The sequence below is a fragment of the Vibrio quintilis genome (genome assembly GCF_024529975.1).
GTDB lineage: Bacteria > Pseudomonadota > Gammaproteobacteria > Enterobacterales > Vibrionaceae > Vibrio > Vibrio quintilis.
Genome location: NZ_AP024897.1, coordinates 2,150,404 through 2,174,144, shown reverse-complemented (window position 1 = coordinate 2,174,144; position 23,741 = coordinate 2,150,404). Strand labels below are relative to the sequence as shown.

Annotated in this window: 19 protein-coding genes; 11 read left to right on the top strand and 8 right to left on the bottom strand. The window is 43.7% G+C overall.

Annotated elements, in window-relative coordinates; all coding sequences use genetic code 11:
• Positions 1-87 precede the first annotated feature (87 nt).
• The 4 genes from nhaA (at position 88) to nspC (ending at position 7,078) form a co-directional block, all read left to right on the top strand.
• Positions 88-1,239: a Na+/H+ antiporter NhaA gene (nhaA, locus tag OC443_RS10165; protein WP_073582343.1), complete on the top strand. Its 1,152-nt coding sequence runs from the start codon at positions 88-90 to the stop codon at positions 1,237-1,239.
• A 455-nt stretch (positions 1,240-1,694) separates the two neighbouring features.
• The gene (locus tag OC443_RS10160; RefSeq protein WP_073582345.1) at positions 1,695-4,568 is read left to right on the top strand and encodes a pyridoxal phosphate-dependent class III aminotransferase; all 2,874 of its coding nucleotides are present in this window, start codon (positions 1,695-1,697) and stop codon (positions 4,566-4,568) included.
• A 15-nt stretch (positions 4,569-4,583) separates the two neighbouring features.
• Positions 4,584-5,828: a carboxynorspermidine synthase gene (locus tag OC443_RS10155; protein WP_073582347.1), complete on the top strand. Its 1,245-nt coding sequence runs from the start codon at positions 4,584-4,586 to the stop codon at positions 5,826-5,828.
• A gap of 116 nt (positions 5,829-5,944) precedes the next feature.
• Positions 5,945-7,078: a carboxynorspermidine decarboxylase gene (gene nspC, locus OC443_RS10150; protein ID WP_073582349.1), complete on the top strand. Its 1,134-nt coding sequence runs from the start codon at positions 5,945-5,947 to the stop codon at positions 7,076-7,078.
• Between the two features lie 89 nt (positions 7,079-7,167).
• On the opposite strand, the gene OC443_RS10145 is transcribed toward nspC, so the two are convergent.
• Both OC443_RS10145 and OC443_RS10140 read right to left on the bottom strand, forming a co-directional pair.
• Entirely contained in the window at positions 7,168-8,778 is a 1,611-nt protein-coding gene (locus OC443_RS10145) for a methyl-accepting chemotaxis protein (protein ID WP_073582351.1), read from the bottom strand.
• A gap of 202 nt (positions 8,779-8,980) precedes the next feature.
• A complete protein-coding gene (locus OC443_RS10140; RefSeq protein ID WP_073582353.1) occupies positions 8,981-9,493 on the bottom strand; it encodes a glycine cleavage system protein R in 513 nt (170 codons plus the stop codon).
• Between the two features lie 362 nt (positions 9,494-9,855).
• Between OC443_RS10140 and OC443_RS10135 the strand changes: the two genes are divergently transcribed.
• Together OC443_RS10135 and OC443_RS10130 are read left to right on the top strand one after the other, a co-directional pair.
• The gene (locus OC443_RS10135) at positions 9,856-11,091 is read left to right on the top strand and encodes a CinA family nicotinamide mononucleotide deamidase-related protein (RefSeq protein ID WP_073582355.1); all 1,236 of its coding nucleotides are present in this window, start codon (positions 9,856-9,858) and stop codon (positions 11,089-11,091) included.
• 243 nt (positions 11,092-11,334) lie between these two features.
• A complete protein-coding gene (locus OC443_RS10130; RefSeq protein ID WP_073582357.1) occupies positions 11,335-11,589 on the top strand; it encodes a 30S ribosomal protein S6 modification protein in 255 nt (84 codons plus the stop codon).
• A 62-nt stretch (positions 11,590-11,651) separates the two neighbouring features.
• On the opposite strand, the gene yfaE is transcribed toward OC443_RS10130, so the two are convergent.
• The 4 genes from yfaE to ubiG form a co-directional block, all read right to left on the bottom strand.
• Positions 11,652-11,936 (bottom strand): class I ribonucleotide reductase maintenance protein YfaE, encoded by a 285-nt coding sequence (gene yfaE, locus OC443_RS10125; protein WP_073582359.1) that lies wholly within the window; start codon positions 11,934-11,936, stop codon positions 11,652-11,654.
• Complete coding sequence (gene nrdB / locus OC443_RS10120) at positions 11,936-13,069, bottom strand: class Ia ribonucleoside-diphosphate reductase subunit beta (protein WP_073582361.1); 1,134 nt, start codon at positions 13,067-13,069, stop codon at positions 11,936-11,938. Before nrdB ends, yfaE begins: the two co-directional genes overlap by 1 nt.
• A 108-nt stretch (positions 13,070-13,177) precedes the next feature.
• A complete protein-coding gene (gene nrdA / locus OC443_RS10115) occupies positions 13,178-15,463 on the bottom strand; it encodes a class 1a ribonucleoside-diphosphate reductase subunit alpha (protein ID WP_073582363.1) in 2,286 nt (761 codons plus the stop codon).
• Positions 15,464-15,903: 440 nt separating this feature from the next.
• Positions 15,904-16,611: a bifunctional 2-polyprenyl-6-hydroxyphenol methylase/3-demethylubiquinol 3-O-methyltransferase UbiG gene (gene ubiG, locus OC443_RS10110; RefSeq protein WP_073582365.1), complete on the bottom strand. Its 708-nt coding sequence runs from the start codon at positions 16,609-16,611 to the stop codon at positions 15,904-15,906.
• Positions 16,612-16,882: 271 nt separating this feature from the next.
• On the opposite strand from ubiG, the gene gyrA reads away from it, so the two are divergent.
• The 4 genes from gyrA to OC443_RS10090 all read left to right on the top strand — a co-directional run bounded on the left by gyrA (position 16,883) and on the right by OC443_RS10090 (position 21,536).
• Positions 16,883-19,501 carry a DNA topoisomerase (ATP-hydrolyzing) subunit A gene (gene gyrA, locus OC443_RS10105; protein WP_073582367.1) on the top strand — a complete coding sequence of 873 codons (2,619 nt, stop codon included), beginning with the start codon at positions 16,883-16,885 and terminating at the stop codon, positions 19,499-19,501.
• Positions 19,502-19,764: 263 nt separating this feature from the next.
• Complete coding sequence (locus OC443_RS10100; RefSeq protein ID WP_200796914.1) at positions 19,765-19,941, top strand: hypothetical protein; 177 nt, start codon at positions 19,765-19,767, stop codon at positions 19,939-19,941.
• Positions 19,942-20,175: 234 nt separating this feature from the next.
• Entirely contained in the window at positions 20,176-20,772 is a 597-nt protein-coding gene (locus OC443_RS10095; protein WP_073582369.1) for a GTP cyclohydrolase II, read from the top strand.
• A gap of 107 nt (positions 20,773-20,879) precedes the next feature.
• A complete protein-coding gene (locus OC443_RS10090; RefSeq protein ID WP_073582371.1) occupies positions 20,880-21,536 on the top strand; it encodes an MBL fold metallo-hydrolase in 657 nt (218 codons plus the stop codon).
• Between the two features lie 13 nt (positions 21,537-21,549).
• Here OC443_RS10090 and OC443_RS10085 read toward each other — a convergent pair whose 3' ends face one another.
• Positions 21,550-22,239 carry a DUF2982 domain-containing protein gene (locus OC443_RS10085; RefSeq protein WP_073582475.1) on the bottom strand — a complete coding sequence of 230 codons (690 nt, stop codon included), beginning with the start codon at positions 22,237-22,239 and terminating at the stop codon, positions 21,550-21,552.
• Positions 22,240-22,455: 216 nt separating this feature from the next.
• Between OC443_RS10085 and OC443_RS10080 the strand changes: the two genes are divergently transcribed.
• Positions 22,456-22,818, top strand: a complete 363-nt coding sequence (locus OC443_RS10080; protein WP_073582373.1) for a MarR family transcriptional regulator — start codon at positions 22,456-22,458, stop codon at positions 22,816-22,818.
• A 127-nt stretch (positions 22,819-22,945) separates the two neighbouring features.
• Here OC443_RS10080 and OC443_RS10075 read toward each other — a convergent pair whose 3' ends face one another.
• Positions 22,946-23,422: a MarR family winged helix-turn-helix transcriptional regulator gene (locus OC443_RS10075; protein ID WP_073582375.1), complete on the bottom strand. Its 477-nt coding sequence runs from the start codon at positions 23,420-23,422 to the stop codon at positions 22,946-22,948.
• Between the last annotated feature and the right edge of the window lie 319 nt (positions 23,423-23,741).

Here is a 23,741-nt window from a genome sequence, read left to right as displayed (position 1 = left end):
ACAATTTAGTTGTGATTTTTTTATGTAATCAGATGATTACTTTTGCCTCTTCTTTTTCAGAACCTGATGTGGCATGGGAGAATAAGTATGAAAAACCTAATTCCAAAAAATTTGAATATCGACGCTGTCAGCGGTGTGTTGCTGGTTGTCGCTGCAATAATAGCGATGATTATCGCTAATTCTTCTTTTCGGGCTCCATATGAAAATGTACTGCATACTTATGTATTGGGCATGTCTTTACGTCACTGGATTAATGACGGTCTGATGGCTGTTTTTTTTCTTTCTATTGGCTTGGAAGTGAAGCGGGAATTACTTGAAGGGGCGCTGAAGGAGAGGGAGACTGCAATTTTCCCGGCGATTGCTGCCATCGGCGGTATGGCCGTCCCCGCTTTGATTTATATTTTATTTAATCGTCATGATGCTGCTGCAATTGATGGCTGGGCCATTCCTGCTGCTACCGATATCGCGTTTGCTATCGGGATATTGTCTTTGCTTGGCAACCGGGTGCCGGTAAGCCTGAAAGTTTTTCTGCTTGCTTTAGCCATTATTGATGATTTGGGGGTGATTATCATTATTGCGCTGTTTTATAACAGTGAATTATCAACCCTGGCGCTGACGGTTGGTATGACAATGGTGGCTATACTGCTGTTAATGAATTATCTCGGTGTGACAAAGCTCGTACCCTATCTGCTCGTTGGTGCGATTTTGTGGACTGCGGTTTTGAAGTCAGGTGTACATGCAACGCTTGCTGGTGTTGTACTTGGGTTGTCTATTCCGCTTAAGGGGAAACCTCAACAGAAGTCGCCGTTAAAAGCACTCGAACATGATTTGCATATCTTTGTGGCATTAGCCATTTTACCTATATTTGCTTTTGCCAATGCCGGGTTATCGCTTGACTCCTTTTCCATGGGAGATTTATTACATCACGTCCCGTCCGGTGCTGCTTTGGGATTGTTTCTCGGAAAGCCAATTGGTGTATTTTGCTTTAGCTGGCTGGCTGTCAAATTCAATATTGCAAAGCTTCCGTCTGACATCGATATGAAAGAGATCTTTGGCGTGGCGATGTTATGCGGCCTTGGGTTTACGATGTCGATATTTATCTCATCGCTGGCTTTTGGAGACGCCAATGCTCAGTATGATACGTATGCCCGGATTGGTGTGTTGATCGGCTCTTCTTTATCTGCCATCGTCGGGTATATCATTTTGGCAAAAACGCTGCCAAAGGCTCCAAATCCATAAAGATGAATGTATATAAGTCCGCCATACCATCATAAATTATGGCGGTTCTGTAACAAATAGTTGCAAATGAATCTCACTTTGTGTTAATTTCGCCTCAATTCCGGAACAGTGTCCGGAAGATACGCACAGCGATCATTCGGGCTGATTGTGTCGCTGTGTAGGGTAGGTATCAACAAGTCCTTTTGTTGATAGACGGGATACTCTGGTCGTGGGAGCGGCATAAACATGGGAAACCCAACATTGAATCCATATATTTCATCATTATTAATCAGCTTTATACTTCCTCAATGCCCTGTTCAGCAGGGACGTAGTATTACTGAACCTTGATTTCCTGATTTTTCCAGTTTTTGATTATAAATGTCTCTTTTTGCATTTGATGTAAAGAGGCTGTTGATTATTTTTGTCGTTTCCTTTTTTCAGAAGGATGTGACTTCAGGTTTTTGAGGTGGCTAATTATGACCACAGCTTTTGAAGTCGGACATCATGCGCCGACGACTTCTTCATTGGTTCCGAAATTGTATGGAACTTACGATTTAACACCCGATCAGGCTTTGATTGATCAAAGTGAAAATGAATCCGGGGTCCGTTCATATCCGCGCCGTTTGCCTATAGCAATTAAAAAGGCTTATGGGGCATTGGTTGAAGATACCCGCGGACAAATTTTTCTTGATTGTCTGGCTGGGGCAGGAACTTTGGTTCTTGGTTACAACCATCCGGAGATTAATCAGGCAATTAAGGAACAACTCGATTCAGGTTTGCCTTATCAGACGCTTGATATTACGACGAATGCAAAAAATCATTTTATCGATCAGGTGAAAGCATTTTTGCCGGATGCATTAAGTCATGATTGTGTGATTCAGTTCTGCGGCCCATCGGGTGCAGATGCGGTTGAAGCAGCAATTAAGCTGGCAAAACAAACAACCGGACGCAATACCATGTTTGCTTTCCGTGGTGCTTATCATGGCATGACCAATGGCACGATGGGACTGATGGGAAATCTGGGAACAAAAGCACGCCGGACAGGATTAATGTCTGATGTTCATTTCATGCCATTTCCATATCATCTGCGGTGTCCGTTTGGATTAGGCGGTGATGAAGGTGCCCGGGCAAATATTCGTTATATCGAGCGTTTACTGGGAGATGACGAGTCCGGAATGATGAAACCAGCCGCAATTATTGTTGAGCCTGTTCAGGGCGAAGGCGGTGTGGTTCCGGCTCCGGCTTTTTGGCTTCGTGAATTACGCAGGATCTGTGATGAACATGATATCTTATTGATTTTTGATGAAATTCAGTGTGGTATCGGCAAAACCGGATATAACTTTGCTTTTGAAGAAGCGGGTATTGTGCCGGATATATTGTGTTTATCAAAAGCGGTCGGTGGCGGTTTACCGATGTCACTGCTGGTTTTCAGAAAAGAGATTGATACCTGGCTGGCCGGGGAACATTCTGGCACATTCCGTGGCAATCAGTTAGCGATGGTGTCAGGGGCTAAGGCGCTGGAAATTATTCAGCGTGATAACCTGACTGAACATGCCAATGTGGCGGGTCAGTATCTCCGCATGGGACTGGAAAAAATCCAGGAGCGGGTGAATTGTATTGCAGAAGTCCGCGGAAAAGGCTTAATGCTTGGGGTTGAGATTCAGAACCCTGACGGTGAACGGAACAAGTATGGTGAGCCAAAGGCTGACGGAGAGTTAACCCTCAGAATTCAGCGGGCTGCACTTGAGCGGGGTCTGATTGTTGAAAAAGGTGGCCGGGAAGGCTCGGTAATACGCTTTTTGCCGCCAATCATCATTTCCTTTGAGCAAATCGATTTTGCTTTAAGAGCTTTAGAGGAAGCTATTATTGCTGCCGGTGGCGGGGTCAAAGAACCGGAAGCTGAGGCAGACCAGTGGAAAGCGCATTTTATTCACACTGGTTATGAAGGCGGACAGGAGTTTTCAGCCGTCATGAATCATACCACTGCAGCGTTAAAGCATGTGTTTGAGTCAGTGAATGCACCATACTCCGGCATCGAACCATCCGTTTTGGAAGCGGCGATTCAACAGGTTAATTTAGACCACCGGAATGCGCCATTGAAAGACGTGATATCAGAAACGGCTGAGCTGGTTGGAAAGAACTCGATTATTGTTCAGCATCCGGACTGTATTGCACATCTGCATACACCACCATTACTTTCTTCCGTTGCTGCGGAAGTGATGATTGGTGCACTCAATCAGTCGATGGATTCCTGGGATCAGGCATCTGCTGCAACTTATGTGGAGCAGCGGGTGATTGACTGGTTATGTGGTAAATTTGGTCTGAGTGAACACTCCGACGGCGTCATGACCAGCGGTGGTACGCAAAGTAATCAGATGGGTTTGTTGCTGGCCCGGGATTGGGTTGCGGATAAGCGTAGCAGTCACTCTGTACAAAAACATGGCCTGCCTGAATATGCGGATAAGCTGCGGATTGTCTGTTCGGAAAATGCACATTTTACCGTGCAGAAATCAGCTTCTCTGATGGGACTGGGTGAACAGGCGGTATTAACGGTTCCGGCGAATTCTGATGGCACGATGATCGTGACAGAATTAGAGCGTGTGATTCACCGTGCTCAGGATGAAGGTTTAATCCCGTTTGCGGTTGTCGGAACCGCAGGAACAACAGATCACGGTGCGATTGATGATTTAGCTGCCATTGCAAAAGTTGCTGCGGAATTTGATCTGTGGATGCATGTTGACAGTGCCTATGGCGGAGCTTTGATTTTGAGCAGCCATGCAGAGCGGCTGGCAGGGATTGAACTGGCGAATTCGGTTTCTGTCGACTTTCATAAGCTGTTCTATCAAACCATTAGTTGTGGTGCGCTGTTAGTCAATCACAAAGAGAATTTTAAATATTTTCTTCACCATGCGGATTACCTGAACCGGGAGCATGACACTTTGCCGAATCTGGTGGATAAGTCGATTGCAACGACAAAGCGTTTTGACGCCCTGAAAGTCTATATGACGATGCAGAGTGTTGGTCCGGAAGCATTAGGGCAGATGTATGATCATTTAATCGGGCAGACTCAATCAGTCGCTGCTTTGATCGACAGCCATCCGCATTTTGAATTGCTGGAGCAGCCTTCTTTGTCTACGGTGTTATTTCGTGCGGTTGCCGGACAGCCAGATTTACTGAATCAGAAATTACGGCTGGAAGCTTTAGTCCGGGGTATTGCTGTTCTGGGTGAAACGACAGTGAACGGGGAAACCGCACTGAAGTTAACCATACTGAATCCATGTTTGAAGATGTCTGATTTTGCATCTTTAATTGAGAAAATAGCGAATTTAGCCGCAGAGTTAATGAAATAAGTCAGGATTATATATATGTCGATTTTACAGATTGGTGCCGGCGGTGTCGGTTGGGTAGTTGCGCACAAGGCAGCACAAAACAATGACATTTTGGGTGATATCACGATTGCATCCCGCACCATTGCAAAATGTGAAAAGATTATTGAATCGATTCGGGGAAAAAATAACCTGAAAGACACAGCGAAGAAGCTGGAAGCTCGTGCGGTCGATGCGGATGATGTTGATGCTTTGGTCGCTTTGATTCAGGATGTTAAGCCTGATCTGGTGATTAACGTTGGCCCTCCGTGGGTTAATATGACGATTATGGAAGCTTGTTATCAGGCGAAAGTCTCTTATCTGGATACGTCAGTTGCCGTTGATTTGTGCTCAGAAGGACAGCAGGTTCCTCAGGCTTATGACTGGCAGTGGGGTTATCGTGAGAAGTTTAAACAGGCGGGAATTACCGGCATCTTAGGTGCTGGTTTTGATCCCGGTGTGGTAAGTATTTTTGCCGCTTATGCCGTCAAGCACCTGTTTGATGAGATTGATTCTATCGATGTGATGGATGTCAATGCCGGTGATCATGGCAAAAAATTTGCGACTAACTTTGACCCTGAAACCAATATGCTGGAGATTCAGGGCGATTCTTTTTTCTGGGAAGAAGGCGAGTGGAAGTGTGTTGGTTGCCATACCCGGATGCATGAGTTTGATTTCCCTGTGGTCGGTAAGCACAAAGTCTTTTCAATGGCTCATGATGAAGTCCGTTCACTGAAAGAATTTATTCCGGCAAAACGGATTGAGTTCTGGATGGGATTTGGTGATCGTTACCTGAATTATTTCAACGTCATGCGTGATATCGGTTTATTAAGCCCTGATCCGGTGACGTTGCCGGACGGTCGGGAAGTTCAGCCGCTGCATGTCCTGAAAGCGCTGTTGCCGGACCCGACATCTCTGGCACCGGGTTATACCGGCAATACTTGTATCGGTACCTGGGTTCAGGGAATGAAAGATGGGAAACCGCGTAGTGTCTTCTTATACAATATTGCCGATCATGAAGTGGCGTATAAGGATGTTGAGCATCAGGCTATCTCATATACAACCGGTGTTCCTGCGATCACTGCTGCAATTCAGTACTTTAAAGGAAAATGGGCCGATGCCGGCGTGTTCAATATGGAGCAGCTTGACCCGGATCCTTTCCTGAAAACCATGCCTGAAATTGGTCTTGACTGGGATTATCAGGAACTGGAAGTCGGGCAGCCGGATATTCAGATTCTGAAATAACTTTCCGGAATCACAGCACGCAAAAGCAGCCTCCGTTACTGGTGGCTGTTTTTTCATTGGGCAACATAAATGAATATGGTGCCAGACAGCGACTAAACAACAGTTGAGTAAGGACAATGCAAAACAGCGAACTGAAAACCCCATATTTTATGATTGATGAGTCGAAGTTGATTCATAACCTTGAGATTGCAAAAAAACTCAAAGAGATTTCAGGTGTGAAACTGGTGCTGGCTCTCAAGTGTTTCTCAACCTGGGGTGTGTTTGACATTATCAAGCCATATCTTGACGGAACAACCAGCTCCGGACCTTTTGAAGTTCAGCTAGGCTATGAAACTTTTGGTGGTGAAACCCATGCTTACAGCGTCGGATACAGCGAAGACGATGTAAAAGCTGTCGTTGAGCAGTGCGATAAAATGATTTTTAATTCTCAGAATCAGCTTGCGGCTTATCGTCATCTTGTGGAAGGAAAAGCTTCACTTGGCTTACGTTTGAATCCGGGGGTGAGTTATGCCGGGCAGGATTTGGCGAATCCGGCACGGAAATTTTCCCGTCTTGGGGTTCAGGCTGGCCACATAGATCCGGCAGTATTTGATACTATCGAGGGCGTCATGTTCCACATGAATTGTGAAAATAAAGATGTGGATGCCTTTATCGGTTTACTGGATGATATTTCAGCAAACTTTGGTGAATATCTTGATCGCCTCCAGTGGGTGAGTCTGGGTGGTGGTGTCTTTTTCACCTGGCCGGGATACGATGTTGAAAAGCTGGGCTGTGCGCTGAAATTATTTTCTGAGAAACATGGCGTGCAGCTCTATCTCGAACCGGGAGAAGCAATTATTACCCAAACGACTGATTTGGTGGTCACTGTTGTTGATATTGTCGAAAATGAAATGAAAACCGCGATTGTAGACTCTGCGACTGAGGCGCATCGCCTCGATACTTTGATCTATGACGAACCTGCTTCAATTGCTGAAGCTGATGAACAGGGCCGTCATGAATATGTGATTGGTTCCTGTTCCTGCCTTGCCGGAGATCAGTTCTGTGTTGCAAGATTTGAAAAACCACTGCAGCAGGGGCAGCGTTTACATATTATGGACAGTGCCGGTTATACCATGGTGAAACTCAACTGGTTTAACGGACTGAGAATGCCATCTGTTTATTGCCGGCGCTCAACAGGTGACATCGAGCTGTTGAACGAGTTTGATTACAGCGATTTTAAGCGCTCGCTCTCACAATGGTCAGTCAGCTGAAAAGGTTTCGGTTGAAGGTTTCGGTTGAAGTGATAATCCCGTCCGGCCGGACGGGATTAATTTTTGTGCGTTGATAACATTTTACGGGTTTATAACTTAAATTGCGTCAGTTGCATATCGAGTTGTTGAGACATACTGGCCAGATTTTCGCTTTCTGTTGCCAGATCCTTGGTTGAATCAGACATATCCATCGCCGCATCATTGATGCCTGAAATATTCTGGTTAATGTCTTCTGCAACCGCACTTTGTTCTTCTGCTGCTGTGGCAACCTGAGCCGATTTATCACTGATGTGCTGGATATGTTCGACGATCTGTTTTAAGTCATTCCCGCTTCCTTCTGCGCGCTCCACGCTGTCACCGGCGAGATCCTGGCTTTTTTGCATGGTTTCTGAAGTATTAATTGCCAGTTGTTGAAGCCGGTTAATGGTGTGCTGAATTTCTTCTGTTGACTCGTTGGTCCGGCTGGCCAGATTGCGGACTTCATCAGCGACAACGGCAAATCCCCGACCTTGTTCGCCCGCTCTCGCGGCTTCAATGGCTGCATTTAAGGCAAGCAGATTTGTCTGCTCAGAGATACTGCTAATCACGGTAGTGACATCTCCGATTTCCATCACACCTTCTTTCAGCTTATTGACCTGGTTGGTTGCCAGTTCAAGTTCTTTTGATAAAACGCTGATACTATCGATACTGAATGAAACATCTTTGTCGCCAAGTTCTGCTTCATTGGTTGCTTCTAATGTGTCTTTCGCCATCGACTCCGCATGATTTGCGACTTCGGCAACCGTCGTGCTCATTTGATTCATCGCCGTTGCTATCTGAGTCAGGCGATCTCTTTGCATTGAAACTGCCTGGTTGTTGGAATCCGCAGATGTGGCGATCCGGTTGGCGGCTTCAGCCAGCAGCTTTGCTGAGGAGACCGATTCATTAAGGGCTGTATGGACGGAGTTAATACTGTCATTGATACACCGGGCAACCATGCCGATTTCATCTTTTCCCATAATAGGAACTTTCACGGTCAGATCGCCTTTCACCAGTTTTAGCATGGCTTCCCTGATGTTTTCTAACGGAATAATCATCGAACGGGAAATAATCGAGCTTAAAATGGTCATGACAACAATAATCAACAACGTATATCCCCCCATCCGGAGCAGCTGTGAGTGAACCTGTTCATCAATGTTTTCTACTAACATACCTGAACCGAGCACCCATCCCCATGGTGAATAAAGTTTGACATAAGATAGTTTGTCATTGATTTTTCCGGCAGCATCCTTAAAGGGATACCGGACAACCCCGCCATCCTGGTCCCGGCTGACATCGATCATTCTGAACCAGTGTTCATCTTTAGGATTATTCCGGGAATGTCCCATCTGTTGTCCTTCAGAGCCCGGAACACCGGGGTTTAAAAGAATGGTCCTTGAAGTATCCAGAACGAAAACATAATTACTTTCATCAAATCTCATCGATCTGATCAGCGCTTTTGCCTGCTTTTCGGCTTCTTTTTCCGGTAAAGTCTGATCCAGATAAGATAACTGGGTCATGATGGCGTGAACAACGGCAGATAACCGCTGTTCTTTTTCATGGAGCAGGTTTGACTCCAGGGTTTGGCTTGCAGTGAACAACAGGACCAGAAAACCAAGGATTGCCACAAAAATCATTGAGGCGAGTTTTAGACTAACCTTGATATCTCTTAGTATCAGCATGATATATTCCTCCATAGCTCAGAGAGCGCTTATTGGGGAGAGCTCATTTTTTAATCTGATTTATCATTCATAATGGTTCATAAAATTTACATTTGTGAGATATATCAATGAATTTGCGATTCTTGTCATTCTTATATGTAACTGATAATAATGATTTTTTCATGAAAAGTGGAATAAACTGAGAAATACATCTTCCCGCCGGTCATTTATCAAGCATTACCTTGGTGTCTTCGCTTAATGACTTTAGTTCATTGACAATGTCATTAATAAACAGGTTCTTCGGCAGCCTGACAGAAATATGAGCAATGAACAGGTTGGCGTTGACACCATTGCTGTCTGATACAAATATGCGCTGACAATTCATATCCAGCACTCTGATCCGCTGACTATCGAGTAAATGCGTGATATCATTAACAATTCCAGCACGATCGTTGGCATCGATCCTGAGATGAAATTCAGTATTTTTTGCCTCCGGCTGGTTTTCACAGTCAGTAATATGGGTGAGAAGGTTTGACTGCGCAAGAAAAGCCTCTTTGATATACGGTGTTGTTTCTTCCGGAGCTTCAACTTTAATGAGTGCCGCTACTCTGTCTTCCAGATAGTTAATTTTGCTGGTCAGCCACCGGCCGCCATGTTCGTGAGTAATCGTGGTAAGCCTGTGGATGTCTGCCGGGACAGCATTTCCGATGAAGCTGACGATGAACGTTTGAGTCATTTTTTTATCACCTCATCTGTTAAGTCGCCTGATACTATCATTTTAGATGTCTGTGATGTGTCTATGTTGCAAAATTATGATTTTGTAAGTTGGATCAAATCGTTGTTTATGTACAATTGTTGCGTACTTTTTAGCAAAGATTTTATGACATAAGACGTTGCTTTAAGAGCAAAGTATGAATGCGTTATGAGAGTTCGTGTTTTCTGGTTTGGTCCTTCGTTTTGCTGGTGTATTATTCAGTGCAAAGTGTGATCAAAGATTGACTGATTTTTACGGAGAAAAAGCTTATTTTAAGTGTCTCTACTGGTAATCAGACCACTGTAATTGTTTTATCGGTATTCCGGGTAATATAGGTTTAAATAATGATTAAAGTAACAATGTTGAGTACGGGTGAAGAAGTACTTCATGGTGATATTCAGGACACAAACTCAACGTGGTTGTCACGTTTATTCTTTGAACGTGGTTATGCGCTGACAAAGCGCTCTACTGCAGGTGATAATCGCCGGGTGTTGCGTGAAGAACTGCTCATGCTCTCATTGAATTCAGATATATTGATTGTCAATGGCGGGTTAGGGCCAACCGGAGATGATCTTTCTGCGGAGATAGCAGCAGAAGTGTCAGAACAGTCACTGGTGTTATTTCCTGAGTGGCTGGATCATATGAAGTCTTATTTCGAAGCAAGAAATCTGGCGATGCCACAAAATAATGTCAAGCAGGCCATGCTGCCTGAGGGCGCGAAGATACTGAATAATCCGATTGGCACTGCGTGCGGTTTTAAAGTCGAAATACATGGGTGTCAGTGTTACTTTACGCCGGGAGTTCCACGAGAGTTTAAGCGGATGATTGAAGAGGTCATTCTTCCGGATATCGAAACGAACTTTACTGATGTGAGCAGCCTGGCCTGTCACCGCTTGTATACGATGGGAGGTAGTGAGTCGGCCCTGGAAGAAAAATTAAATCAGGTTACTTTACCTCAGGAATATTCGCTTGGTTTCCGTTCTTATCTGCCATTTATTGAAGTAAAACTGTTTGGCCCGCGTGGCAATGAAGAAGCCATGTATAAGCTGGTTGAACAGCTGTATATGCAGGTGTCTGATTACACGGTCAGTATTGATCAGCCAATGCTGGCTCAGTTATCAGACAAAATGCAGGAACAGAAAAAGTCACTGGCGCTTGCAGAACAGTCAACACGCGGATGGCTGGCGAACTGGTTGTTTGATGATAGCGAAATTTATGGCTTAAGCGGGAGCTCCTGGGTATTGAGTCCGAAGGTTTCCGGAAAAATTTCCACTCAGGATCCACTGGCTGCGGTGTTGGCTTTAGCGTCGGCAACCAAGGATAAAAGCGCAACAGATCTGGCTTTGGCAACCGGGAGCTGTCAGGGAAATGAATTCTCTGTTGGTTTATCTACACCTGAAGGGGAGTGGGCACAGAAACTGAAATTCAGCCGCCAGTATGCGCCGGAAGATCAGCGAATGATTATCGGTACGATTGCTGCGGATATGTTATTGCGCTATTTGTCTTCGAAGCCAGTATTTGGCCGGTACAGTTCCGTGACTCTTGAAAAGCAGTTGTATATTCCGGCTCATTCTTTGTAGGACCTGTTATCTCAGGGAGACACAAAATGTGCCTCCCTGAGTAGCGAAACAGCCGATTTAATGCGTTGAATTTTAATCTTATTACAGACTATAGAATCTGCTTCCTTCTTATGCGTAAATTATCTAATCTTTAATGTGCTGATTTCGCAGTACTTCTCAATTTTGCTCATTTTTCCCTGCTCCCAAAGCATCAGTTTCAGGCTAAAATCAAGATTCATGGGGTCACTTCGGCAGGAGGCTGATATGCAGAGTCATTCGAAAATTCTTGTTTGGTATAAGGTCGCAAGTCAACAGGTTGTCCTTGGAGAAGCTTGTCAGGATGTTTGTGATAATCTTGTTTCTCTTTGGGTTGATACACCAACTGAGGTCACAGATGATTTGGGATATCATATGTCGCTCTTTGGTGATGATGGAAGAAAAATTGCTGATAAATCAATTTCAATGCTGACAGCGGATCAATTATTAGGGGCAAAAAATAACCTTGGCGCCCGGATCTAGCCTGTATTTTTCCTTTTTATACACGAGATGTGTCTGCGAAAGCGGGCGGGGATACTGATGTATCACGCCTGCTTTACTTTTTTCTGCTGATACCTGACCTGATTCAGTTCAATCTCTGCCCGGGTTGCCCGGCAGATACAAGGTAATATTTCATTCTCCTGCGTACAGGCCATTGCAAAGCCTGTATATTCAACTTCACCTGAAGAGAGCTGACAGCGACAGGCACCACAGTGCCCGTCTCTGCATTGATACTCTACATCTAACCCGGCTTTTTCCATACTTTCAAGCAGGGTATCAGATGGTTCGGCTTCAATTGTAACTAACTGATTAATTGTAACTTTTGTCATTACAATTCAAAATCCTTAAAGTCATCCTGACTGACTTCATTGTCAATCTGTCCAACCAGATATGAGCTGATCTCAGCTTCCTGAGGCGCAACCTGTACGTTATCTGAAGATAACCAGGCATTGATCCATGGAATCGGGTTGGTAGTGGCTTCCGGATAGGCTATAGGTAAACCAACAGATTGCATGCGGATGTTGGTAATGTATTCCACGTATTGGCAAAGGATGTCTTTGTTCAGACCAATCATTGATCCATCTTTAAACAGGTATTCAGCCCATTCTTTTTCCTGCTCTGCAGCTTCTTTAAACAAGTCAAAACATTCCTGCTTACATTCTTCTGCAATCTGAATGAATGTGAAATCATCCTGACCATTACGCAGCAGGTTTATCATGTGTTGGGTGCCGGTTAAATGCAGCGCTTCATCGCGGGCAATTAACTTGATTATTTTGGCGTTTCCTTCCATGAGTTCTCTTTCTGCAAAAGCGAAAGAGCAGGCGAAGCTGACATAGAAACGAATTGCTTCGAGGGCGTTGACCGACATCAGACAAATATAAAGCTTACGTTTCAGCTCGTTGAGGCTCACTGTGATTGTTTGTCCATTCAGTTCATGCCGGCCTTCACCAAAGCGGTGATAGTCGTTAGTGAGCTGAATGAGTTCATCGTAATAGTGAGCAATGTCTTTTGCCCGTTTCAGGATGTGTTCATTTTCAACGATATCATCAAAAACAACAGCAGGATCGTTGACGATATTTCTGATGATATGTGTGTAAGAACGCGAGTGAATGGTCTCGGAAAAAGACCAGGTTTCTATCCAGGTTTCCAGTTCAGGCAAAGACACCAGAGGTAGCAGGGCAACATTCGGGCTGCGTCCCTGAATAGAATCCAGCAAGGTCTGATATTTTAAGTTTGAGATGAAAATATGTTTCTCATGTTCCGGCAGATTGTTGTAGTCAATCCGGTCAGACGAAATATCAACTTCCTCCGGACGCCAGAAAAATGAAAGCTGTTTTTCAATCAGCTTTTCAAAGATTTCATATTTTTGCTGATCGTAACGGGCAACATTGACTGGCTGCCCTAAAAACATTGGTTCTTTTAATTGGTCATTCTTTGTTTGAGTAAAAGTACTATAAGCCATAATTTCCTCAATATTAACAATCCCGCTAATCACATTTGTGGTTAGAAGCTGATACTATCTGTTCGCTTGTTGAGTGAACAAAACACCTTGATTTCATGAGACAGTGAATCAGATTTTACATGCGCCACCCGCACAGTCATCGTCTGCTGATGTCTCTACAGCATCCTTCTGATCATCTTTTGCACCATCTCTGGTATTGTGGTAGTACAGTGTTTTAACGCCGAATTTATACGCGGTGAGTAAGTCTTGCAGCAACTGCTTCATCGGTACTTTACCCGTTTCGTATCGGCCCGGATCATAATTGGTATTGGCAGATATAGCCTGGTCGAGGAATTTTTGCATGATTCCGACCAGATGCAGATAACCGTTATTTGAGTCAATATCCCACAGCAACTCATAGTTATCTCTGAATTTAGAATATTCAGGCACAACCTGTTTCAGAATACCGTCTTTCGATGCTTTGACTGAAATGTAACCACGAGGTGGTTCAATCCCGTTGGTTGCATTTGAGATTTGTGAAGAGGTTTCCGAAGGCATCAGTGCGGTTAACGTTGAATTTCTCAGTCCGTGTTGCATGATGTTACGGCGAAGCTCATCCCAGTCATAGTGAAGTGGTTCGCTGCAAATCAAATCAACATCTTTCTTATATGTGTCGACCGGCATCAAGCCTTTCGCGTAATTTGTTTCATCAAAAGCAGGGCACTTGCCTTGTTCTTTTGCCAGTTCCATTGAGGCTTTGAGCAGATAATACTGCATGGCTTCAAAGGTTCGGTGTGTAAGTGCATTGGCGCTGCCATCGGAATACTTCACACCATTTTTTGCCAGATAGTATGCAAAGTTAATCACACCGACGCCCAGAGTACGACGGTTCATGGTTGCTTTGTAAGCAGCAGGTAGCGGATAGTTCTGGTAATCCAGTAGTGCATCCAGTGCCCGTACAACCAGATCAGACAGTTCTTCAAAGTCATCCAGAGATTCAATTGACCCCAGATTGAAAGCAGAAAGAGTACATAAAGCAATTTCTCCACTTTCATCTTCGACATTTGCCAGAGGTTTGGTTGGTAACGCAATTTCAAGGCACAGATTTGACTGCCGGACCGGAGCAACAGAGGCATCAAATGGGCTGTGTGTATTACAGTGATCGACGTTCTGGATGTAAATCCGCCCGGTTGATGCTCTTTCCTGCATCAACAATGTAAATAAATCAACAGCTTTCACCGTCTCTTTTTTGATGGAAGGATCATTTTCATATTGCCGGTAAAGACGCTCAAACTCGTCCTGATCCTGGAAAAATGCATCATAAAGCCCTGGGACATCAGATGGGGAAAAGAGGGAAATCATTCCGCCTTCAACCAGCCGTGAGTACATCAGTTTGTTGAGCTGAACACCATAGTCCATATGACGGACACGGTTTTCTTCAACTCCCCGGTTGTTTTTCAGAACCAGCAAAGACTGAACTTCCCGATGCCACATCGGATAAAACACAGTTGCTGCGCCTCCGCGGACACCGCCCTGAGAGCAGCATTTTACCGCCGTCTGGAAGTATTTGTAGAAAGGAATACACCCGGTATGAAAAGCTTCGCCATTGCGGATTTCTGAACCCAGCGCCCGGATGCGTCCGGCATTGATCCCGATCCCTGCTCTTTGAGAAACGTACCGGACAATAGCGCTTGCTGTGGCATTGATTGAGTCAAGGCTGTCACCACATTCAATCAGTACACATGAACTGAATTGTCGTGTTGGCGTCCGGACACCTGACATAATCGGTGTCGGCAGAGAAATTTTGAATGTTGAAGTCGCGTCGTAAAAGCGCTTTATATAGCCAAGACGTGTCGATTGCGGGTACTTTGCAAACAGGCAGGCTGCGACAAGAATATACAGAAACTGCGCGCTTTCGTATATTTCACCCGTAACACGATTCTGAACAAAGTATTTCCCTTCCAGTTGCTTGACAGCTGCATAGGAAAAATTAAGGTCTCGCTTGTGGTCAATGTATTCACCAAGTTCATGCCACTCTTCCTGTGTATAATCAGCGAGTAAATGTTGATCATATTTACCCATTTCGACCAGTTTGACGACATGGTTATATAAAGAAGGTGGTTCGTACTGGCCGAATGCTTTTTTGCGCAAGTGGAAGACAGCAAGGCGTGCAGCCAGATACTGGTAGTCTGGTGATTCTTCAGAAATCAGATCCGCAGCCGATTTTATCAGGGTTTCATGGATATCAGAGGTGGTGATTCCTTCATAAAACTGAATGTGGGCCCGCAATTCTACCTGTGATACAGAGACGTTATTCAGATCTTCTGCAGCCCAGGTAATCACGCGGTGAATTTTATCGAGATCAATCTTTTCTTTGCGTCCGTCACGTTTCGTGACTGTGAGTTGTTGATTCATTCTGATTTATTTCCTAACAAAACTGAAAAGGCCGGGTCAGTTACACATTTATCGTTGAGATTCAAGATAACCATGAGCGTCTTACTTTACTTAATGTGAATGATGTTACTAGCACAAAAACACAATATATAGGGTTGGGTGATTTTTTTTTTACAAGATAGTGCTATTAGGGATTCATTTCAAGGTGAAGTTGTTGAACAGGTTGTGGATAACAAGCGCATGAAAAAATTTATGATAGTGTTTACTTACCGATGAAGAAAGTCAGTAAAAGCATGTGAAATATGTTATCGATTTTAATCTGTCTTTTTTTATAAAAATGTAAAAAAATTTTCTTGATTTATGGAAGGAAATGATCTTTTTGCAAGGTCGTTGTTAATTTAATCAATATGGGGTGTTTTTGCTCATAGCCCCTGATGTGCCAAGAATCAGGGGTTATTTAATCAGTTGCTTACAGTGTGGACAATGTAGTTGATATCAACATTATTTCCCAGTCGATAAGTGTCTGTCAGGGGATTATAGTGTAAACCAGTGATTCCCATATCCTGTAATGATGTTTTGTCTATCATCTCCAGTAGTTCAGAAGGCCGGATAAATTTGTCATGATCATGTGTGCCCTCCGGCACGATTTTCAACAGTTTTTCCGCCCCGATAATCGCGAAAAGATAAGATTTTATGTTTCTGTTCAGGGTTGAAAAGAAAACATGTCCGCCGGGTTTCACCAACTGAGCACAGGAGCGAATCACAGAAAGGGGATCAGGAACATGCTCAAGCATTTCCATACAGGTAATGACATCATAGCTGCCGGGGTTTTCCTGAGCATGTGCTTCCACTGTTTCTTCAACATAGGAGATCTGAAGTTGCTCTGAACGGGCATGAAGACGTGCAATTTCGAGTGGCTCTTTTCCCATGTCCAGTCCGGTTACGCTGGCGCCTTCTCTGGCCATACTTTCAGTGAGAAGACCGCCGCCGCACCCCACATCGAGCACTTTTTTTCCAAATAAGCCGCTGGCTTTTTCTAATACATAATTCAGGCGAAGGGGGTTGATCTGGTGTAATGGTTTGAATTCACCTGCCGGGTCCCACCACCGTGATGCCATTTCTTCGAATTTCTGAATTTCTTTAAAATCAACGTTTTGATTTGAAGTCATTTCGAATACGCTCTTCTGCTGAGGGTATGATTATCTCTGGCTCAGGAGAGTAACATAAATTTACAGACAACGAGAATGGCTTGTCGCCATTGAGTGATTTATGAACAACGCGCTGACGCAGAATGTTGGAATTGTAATCAGTTGTTCATTAATGAGACTGAAGCAGTGAAAAAGGTAGGGAAAGTAATGCCGAAAATCCGGAATCTGTGTTATATTTTCGGACCTTATACGTATCAGATTCATGATCAAAATATAGAGGGATAATGGCTCTATGAGCGATCTAGCTAAAGAGATCACGCCTGTCAGTATAGAAGATGAGCTGCGAGGCTCATATCTCGATTATGCAATGTCTGTCATTGTTGGTCGGGCTCTTCCTGATGCTCGTGATGGCCTAAAACCAGTGCACCGCAGGGTGTTGTTTGCAATGAGTGTACTGGGAAATGATTGGAATAAACCCTATAAAAAATCTGCTCGTGTTGTGGGCGATGTGATTGGTAAATATCACCCGCATGGCGACAGTGCAGTATATGATACTATTGTCCGTATGGCGCAGCCGTTTTCTTTGCGTTACATGCTGGTCGATGGTCAGGGTAACTTCGGATCGATCGATGGTGACTCAGCCGCCGCGATGCGTTATACCGAAGTGCGTATGGCAAAAATTGCGCATGAGTTACTTGCTGACCTCGATAAAGAAACCGTCGACTATGTACCGAACTATGACGGAACGGAACAGATTCCTGCTGTTCTGCCAACAAAAGTTCCCAACTTACTGGTGAATGGTTCATCAGGTATCGCTGTGGGTATGGCAACCAACATTCCGCCGCATAATCTGACGGAAGTCATTGATGGCTGTCTTGCATATATTAACAATGAAGCAATCACTATCGATGAACTCATTGAATATATTCCTGGTCCCGACTTCCCGACTGCTGCACTTATCAATGGCCGCAAAGGTATTATTGATGCCTATAAAACCGGCCGGGGGAAAATCTATCTTCGTTCTAAAGCTGATATTGAAACAGAGAAGAACGGCAGAGAGACAATCATTGTCACTGAAATCCCGTATCAGGTGAACAAAGCCCGCCTGATTGAAAAAATTGCAGAACTGGTCAAAGACAAAAAAGTTGAAGGGATCAGTGCATTACGTGATGAATCTGATAAAGATGGCATGCGGATTGTTATTGAGTGTAAGCGTGATGCCGTTGGTGAAGTTGTACTGAATAATCTGTATGCGCAAACTCAGCTGCAAACGACCTTTGGTATTAACATGGTCGCTTTGGATAATGGTCAGCCAAAATTATTCAACCTGAAAGAAATGTTGAAGTGTTTTGTTGATCACCGCCGGGAAGTTGTGACACGCCGTACGATTTATGAACTTCGTAAAGCCAGAGACCGGGCACATATTCTTGAAGGTCTGGCGCTTGCGCTGGCGAATATTGACGACATTATTGATTTGATTCGTCAGGCTCCGACACCAGCTGAAGCTAAAGCAGGGTTAATTGCCCGAGGATGGGAATTAGGTAATGTGGCAGCCATGCTTGAAAGAGCGGGTGTTGATGCTGCCCGTCCTGACTGGCTTGAGCCAGAGTTCGGCATTCGTGATGGACTTTATTATCTGACTGAGCAGCAGGCTCAGGCAATTCTTGACCTCAGACTGCATAAGCTAACTGGTCTGGAACACGAAAAAATTCTGGATGAATACAAAGCGCTGCTGGAGGAGATTGCTGAATTAATGCATATCTTGTCGAGCACAGAGCGTTTGATGGAAGTTATTCGTGAAGAACTGGAAGCGGTTCGTGAAGGATTTGGCGATGTCCGTAAGACTGAGATTACCGCTGCTTCTCATGATATCGACCTGGAAGAGCTGATTGCGCGCGAAGATGTTGTTGTGACGTTGTCACATGAAGGCTATGTGAAATATCAGTCACTGAGCGATTATGAAGCGCAACGCCGGGGTGGAAAAGGGAAGAGTGCAACGAAAATGAAAGACGAAGATTATATTGAGCGTCTTTTAGTTGCGAATACTCACGATAATATTTTGTGCTTCTCCACCCGTGGTAAAGCTTATCGTCTGAAAGTTTATCAGTTACCTCACGCGACCCGGACAGCAAGAGGAAAGCCAATCGTTAATATTCTTCCGCTTGAAGAAAATGAACGTATTACTGCAATTTTGCCTGTGGCAGAATATTCAGCTGATAAATATATCTTTATGGCAACCGGCGACGGTACGGTGAAGAAAACATCGCTGGATCAATTCTCCAATGTCAGGGCAAATGGCCTGATTGCTGTCAACCTCAGAGATGATGATTCACTGATTGGTGTTGATATCACAGATGGTGAAAGTGACATCATGCTGTTTTCCAAGCTGGGTAAAGTGGTTCGCTTCAACGAGCAGCAAGTCCGGTCAATGGGACGAACAGCCGCTGGTGTGCGGGGCATTAAGCTTGCGGAAGGTGATCAGGTTGTTTCTCTGATTGTTCCTGCTTCTGATGGTGATGTTCTGACCGTGACAGAAAATGGTTATGGTAAGCGAACAGTTCTGGATGAATATCCGGCCAAGAGCCGTGCAACTCAAGGTGTCGTTTCTATCAAAGTTTCTGAGAGAAATGGCAGTGTCGTCGGTGCTGTTCAGGTTGATTTAGGTGATGAGTTCATGATGATCACGAATGCTGGAACACTCGTACGGACTCGTGTATCTGAGGTCAGCCAGGTTGGACGAAATACTCAGGGTGTTACTCTGATTCGTACTTCTGAAGACGAGCAGGTCGTTGGGTTGCAGCGGATTGATGAAGTTGATGATGCTGATATTCCGAACGTAGATGAAGAAGCGGAAACCGATGACGCTGAAGTTGATCAGGAAAAACCTCAGGCTCCTGAAGATGAGTCATAGATTCTGTTTCTGATTAGACATAGTTCATGTTTTAGCCGGGTGATAAAATACCCGGCTTTTTTACATAGTTCTGACCTGATATCTTTTTTTTTCGATATTCTTATCAGATTTGTTAAAGAATGCCCGATAGCAGAGCCCATAGCAGTAAAATGAAATGAAAAAATTGATCTTGCTTCCAAAATTGCAATCTAATACAGACAAGCGTATGGAAAGTGGTAAAATTTTTTTATTCATTATTTTAATAAGTTAAGTGGATATCTGCAGTGGATTCGCAAGTAACTCAGTTGAGAAAAAATTTTTACCAACAGGTTCAGGCCGATAAAAAATATACAATGCCAGAAGTTTGTTCCACATTGTCTCTTTTAACTGAAGAAGAATTAAAACAGATTGAGCAGGTTTGGGTCGAGCTGGCTATCTGGAAGAAATCACAAAGCCATTAAGTATTAAGCCAGGCTTATTGATTATGACACTCAGGCATAACAGATGCTCTGAGTGTTTTGTTGTTTTCTCTTGTCATTCGTAAATTCATTGCTGTTTTTATTTGAAATCATTTCTCGTTGCCCCCATCTTATAGCAGTACATACCTGTCTACCGTATGAAGAAGATAGCGGTAGACAGATAACTGGTATGCCTGAAAAATTATTATTAATTAAATCAATCAAGTGAGAGCTGATATGGCAGAAGTAAGGGCCAGAGTTGGATTAAAGGTCGGAGCAAAAAGCAGCATTGATGCTGAAATTCTTTCTTTTGATGACTTGAAAACTGACAAAGAGCATGTCGCTCTGGTTTTTAAGTCAGCAGATAAAAATCAGGAAATTCCCCTGGTCAGAATGCATTCAGAATGTTTGACTGGCGATGTTTTCCACTCATCCAGATGTGATTGTGGTGAGCAGCTGGAGGAAACGGTGTCGTTAATGGGAGAAGCCGGCGGTATATTGTTGTACCTGCGACAGGAAGGCCGGGGGATAGGGCTCTACAACAAGATAGATGCCTATCTGTTACAGAATGAAGGTTACGATACATATGAAGCCAACCATCAGCTGGGCTTTGGTGACGATCTGCGTGATTTTCAGGAAGCTGCACAAATGCTTCAGGCGCTCAATATTCAGAAAATCCGGTTGATTACAAATAATCCCAAGAAAGTTGCAGAGTTGAGAAATTTTGGAATTGAAATTGTTGAGGTGATTCACACCTCTGCTCATATCAAAGAGGGTAACGTGAATTATCTGAAAGCTAAAGTTTCTCATGGCAAACATAAATTAGATTTGTAAGTCATCTTTTTCAGGGCTCCACGATGTGGAGCTTCACTTCAGTACTTGTCAAACTATTAAGGTAATGTCATAGTCCTTGCAACTAATAGATTTTTTCAAGGCAAATTATGGCACTTCAGTATCAAATTGTTCCTGTGACTTCTTTTTCTCAAAATTGTTCAATTGTCTGGTGTGATGAAACTATGGAAGGTGTAGTGATTGATCCGGGTGGTGAAGCAAAACGTTTGTGTCAGATTATCGGGGAGTTAGGTGTCAAGGTGATTAGTGTTGTGTTGACTCATGGGCATTTGGATCATGTCGGCGGAACTCAAAAGCTTGCTGAAGAATTAGATCATGTCAGTATCATCGGACCTCATCAGGCTGATTTATTCTGGCTGCAGGGGTTGGAGCAGCAGAGTCAGATGTTTGGTTTCCCGTTAACGCCCTCTTTTGAACCTGATCAGTGGTTGAAAGAAGGTGATGTTATTTCTTTTGGTCAACAGCAATTGAATGTGATTCATACTCCCGGGCATACACCAGGTCATGTAACGTTGTTTAATGAAGTCAGCCGGATTGCATTCGTCGGTGATGTTCTGTTCAATGGTGGTATCGGCCGGACGGATTTCCCTCAGGGGGATTTCAATATTCTGATTGATTCAATCAAAAATAAATTGTGGCCGCTTGGGAGTGATATGACATTTGTTCCCGGGCACGGGCCTAAATCAACCTTTGGCCAGGAACGAGTTTCTAATCCTTTTGTCGCGGATGAGTCACCATTATATTAGTCAGGCTGGTCTGCTAATCTTTTTTATTATTATCTGGTTCGGCGGCAGCAATGTAACGCCGGGCCAGCCCGATGAGTTCATCTCCGCTTCTGCCCATCCCCAAATCACTCACCGAAATGAACAGATCATAACCATGTAACCGGCGCTGGTATTTCATTCTGTTGGCTAACATCGCCTGAAGCCCCGTATAGCATTTACCTGTATCGCTGATGAATTGCCGGGAGTCCAGAACAATATCTTCAAAGTTGAACCGGTATTCCGGGTGCTGTTTTATTCCCAGAAATAATAAACCTCTCTGGTTCAGGAGTATTTCGCTAATGATACGCGGACAGATACTTTCAAGGTAAGGTGTGTAAGATTTTAAGCGTATGCCTATCCATGGAATTGGCTGATGCCAGCCATGATGATCTAATGTACATTGATTAATTTCGCAAATGTTATTCCATTTGATAATCCAGCCACCACGGAATAAATGTTGCTGAAAGTGAGTTGCCGTGAGTGAAAATGCAACCTGACTTTTAATGATCATCCAGTAAACAAAAAAATAAAAAGCAATTAGTAGCATTGCATATATTATTGCATGAGTGAATGAATTTGCTGTCATAATAATGATTATACTGACGGTAAAATATACAAAACCTGATATCCGTATCGCAGGGCTGTGTCTGTCAAATTTAAAGTTCTCAAAGTAGACAGTTTGCATATTAATCATCACTATTCTCACCATTTATACTCATTTTAGTATGGGGCAGGAAATAATTATTTTACTTTAATATTGTCCAAAAAATAATCATACGCACTCAGGTTTAGTCGGTTCCTCTACATTTTCTGTGGTGACCCTACAAATGGGAGTGAAATTTTGATATAAGAAGCGCTTTGTTGTTAGTTCTGCTTCAGGCAGTGAAATGGAGAATACTCTATGAGACTTTCTCATAAGCGTAATGTGCAAAAAAAATTGCAGAAACGTGTTATGGCATTCGCTTCAAATCTTGTTCAATTTGAACAACCCCGTCAGGCTGAGGTGAAAACCGTTGTGGCAGCTAAACCTTCTCAGGTTAAGCGCGAGGTTACGGTAAATCTGACTCCCAAGCAACAGCAGGTCTTGGATATTGTCAGCCAGCACTCAGATGGAATTAATCCCAAATCAATTGGGCTGGAAGCCGGGCAGGAAGATACAAAAGCTGCATCCTGGGCAACAGGGGCACTGAAGAAGCTTCTTGAAGAAGGGCTTGTCGAAAAAGTTCAGCTTTCAGGAAACAAAGTTATTTATAAAACGTTGTAATTAACTTTGTTACAGACCGAAGTATCTGCTTCGCGGAACGTACTCACGAATGTTAGCGTTTAAGAAGCAGATATTTCAGAAATTTGATAACCCTCGGGTATGCTTGTATGAGAGCAGAAGAGGATTGTTATTCGCTTTTGGTGATGCTTCCGATTTCAAGCATTGGCGCGACGTCAATATTATCCGCTTTCATCATGTTCGAGAGTCTCTGAATGGATGACAACAGAAGGCTCTGTTCCCAGTCTTCCAATTGCTGAAACTGAGAGACAAAGTTGTCTTGTAAAGGTTGCGGTGCTTTATTGAGCAGATCTTGTCCTGTCTCTGTCAGGTATGCATGAACCTTTCTTTTGTCAGCAACGCTTCTGACCCGGCGAACATAACCATTACGCTCCAGACGATCAAGAATGGTTGTCGCTGTGGCCTGACTCATATTTGTATGGTTTGAAAGTTCACGAATAGTCACTTCTCCCAACTGTTCTATAGAACGCATCAATATCAGTTGCGGTCCGGTCAGGCCTGCAACCTTACTGAGTTTTTTTGAGTGAAGATCAATGGCTCGGATTATCTGGCGTATTGAAACCAGAACTTCTTCATATTTTTCCAAAATCAGTATCCAGGAAATGTTTTTGCTCTTATAACGCGGACATTACATGAGTTGCTCCCAGAAGAAAAGTCCTGATGTCATAGTTTTGGATGCTTTACATTCTGAACGATGAACTGTCGTCAGAGGGCTATGATCTTTCCGGGTGGAAAACCATTCAATTCAGGTTGTTTTATATGCGCGCGTGAGCATTTGTATGGTTATATAATAAATAGCATTTATTTATTATCCGGGGGATTAAGAACAGCATCATTGGATCGTTATAAATAAAACACAATTGTTATTATAAGATGAAGTCAATGTATTTAATCATGAAAATTTA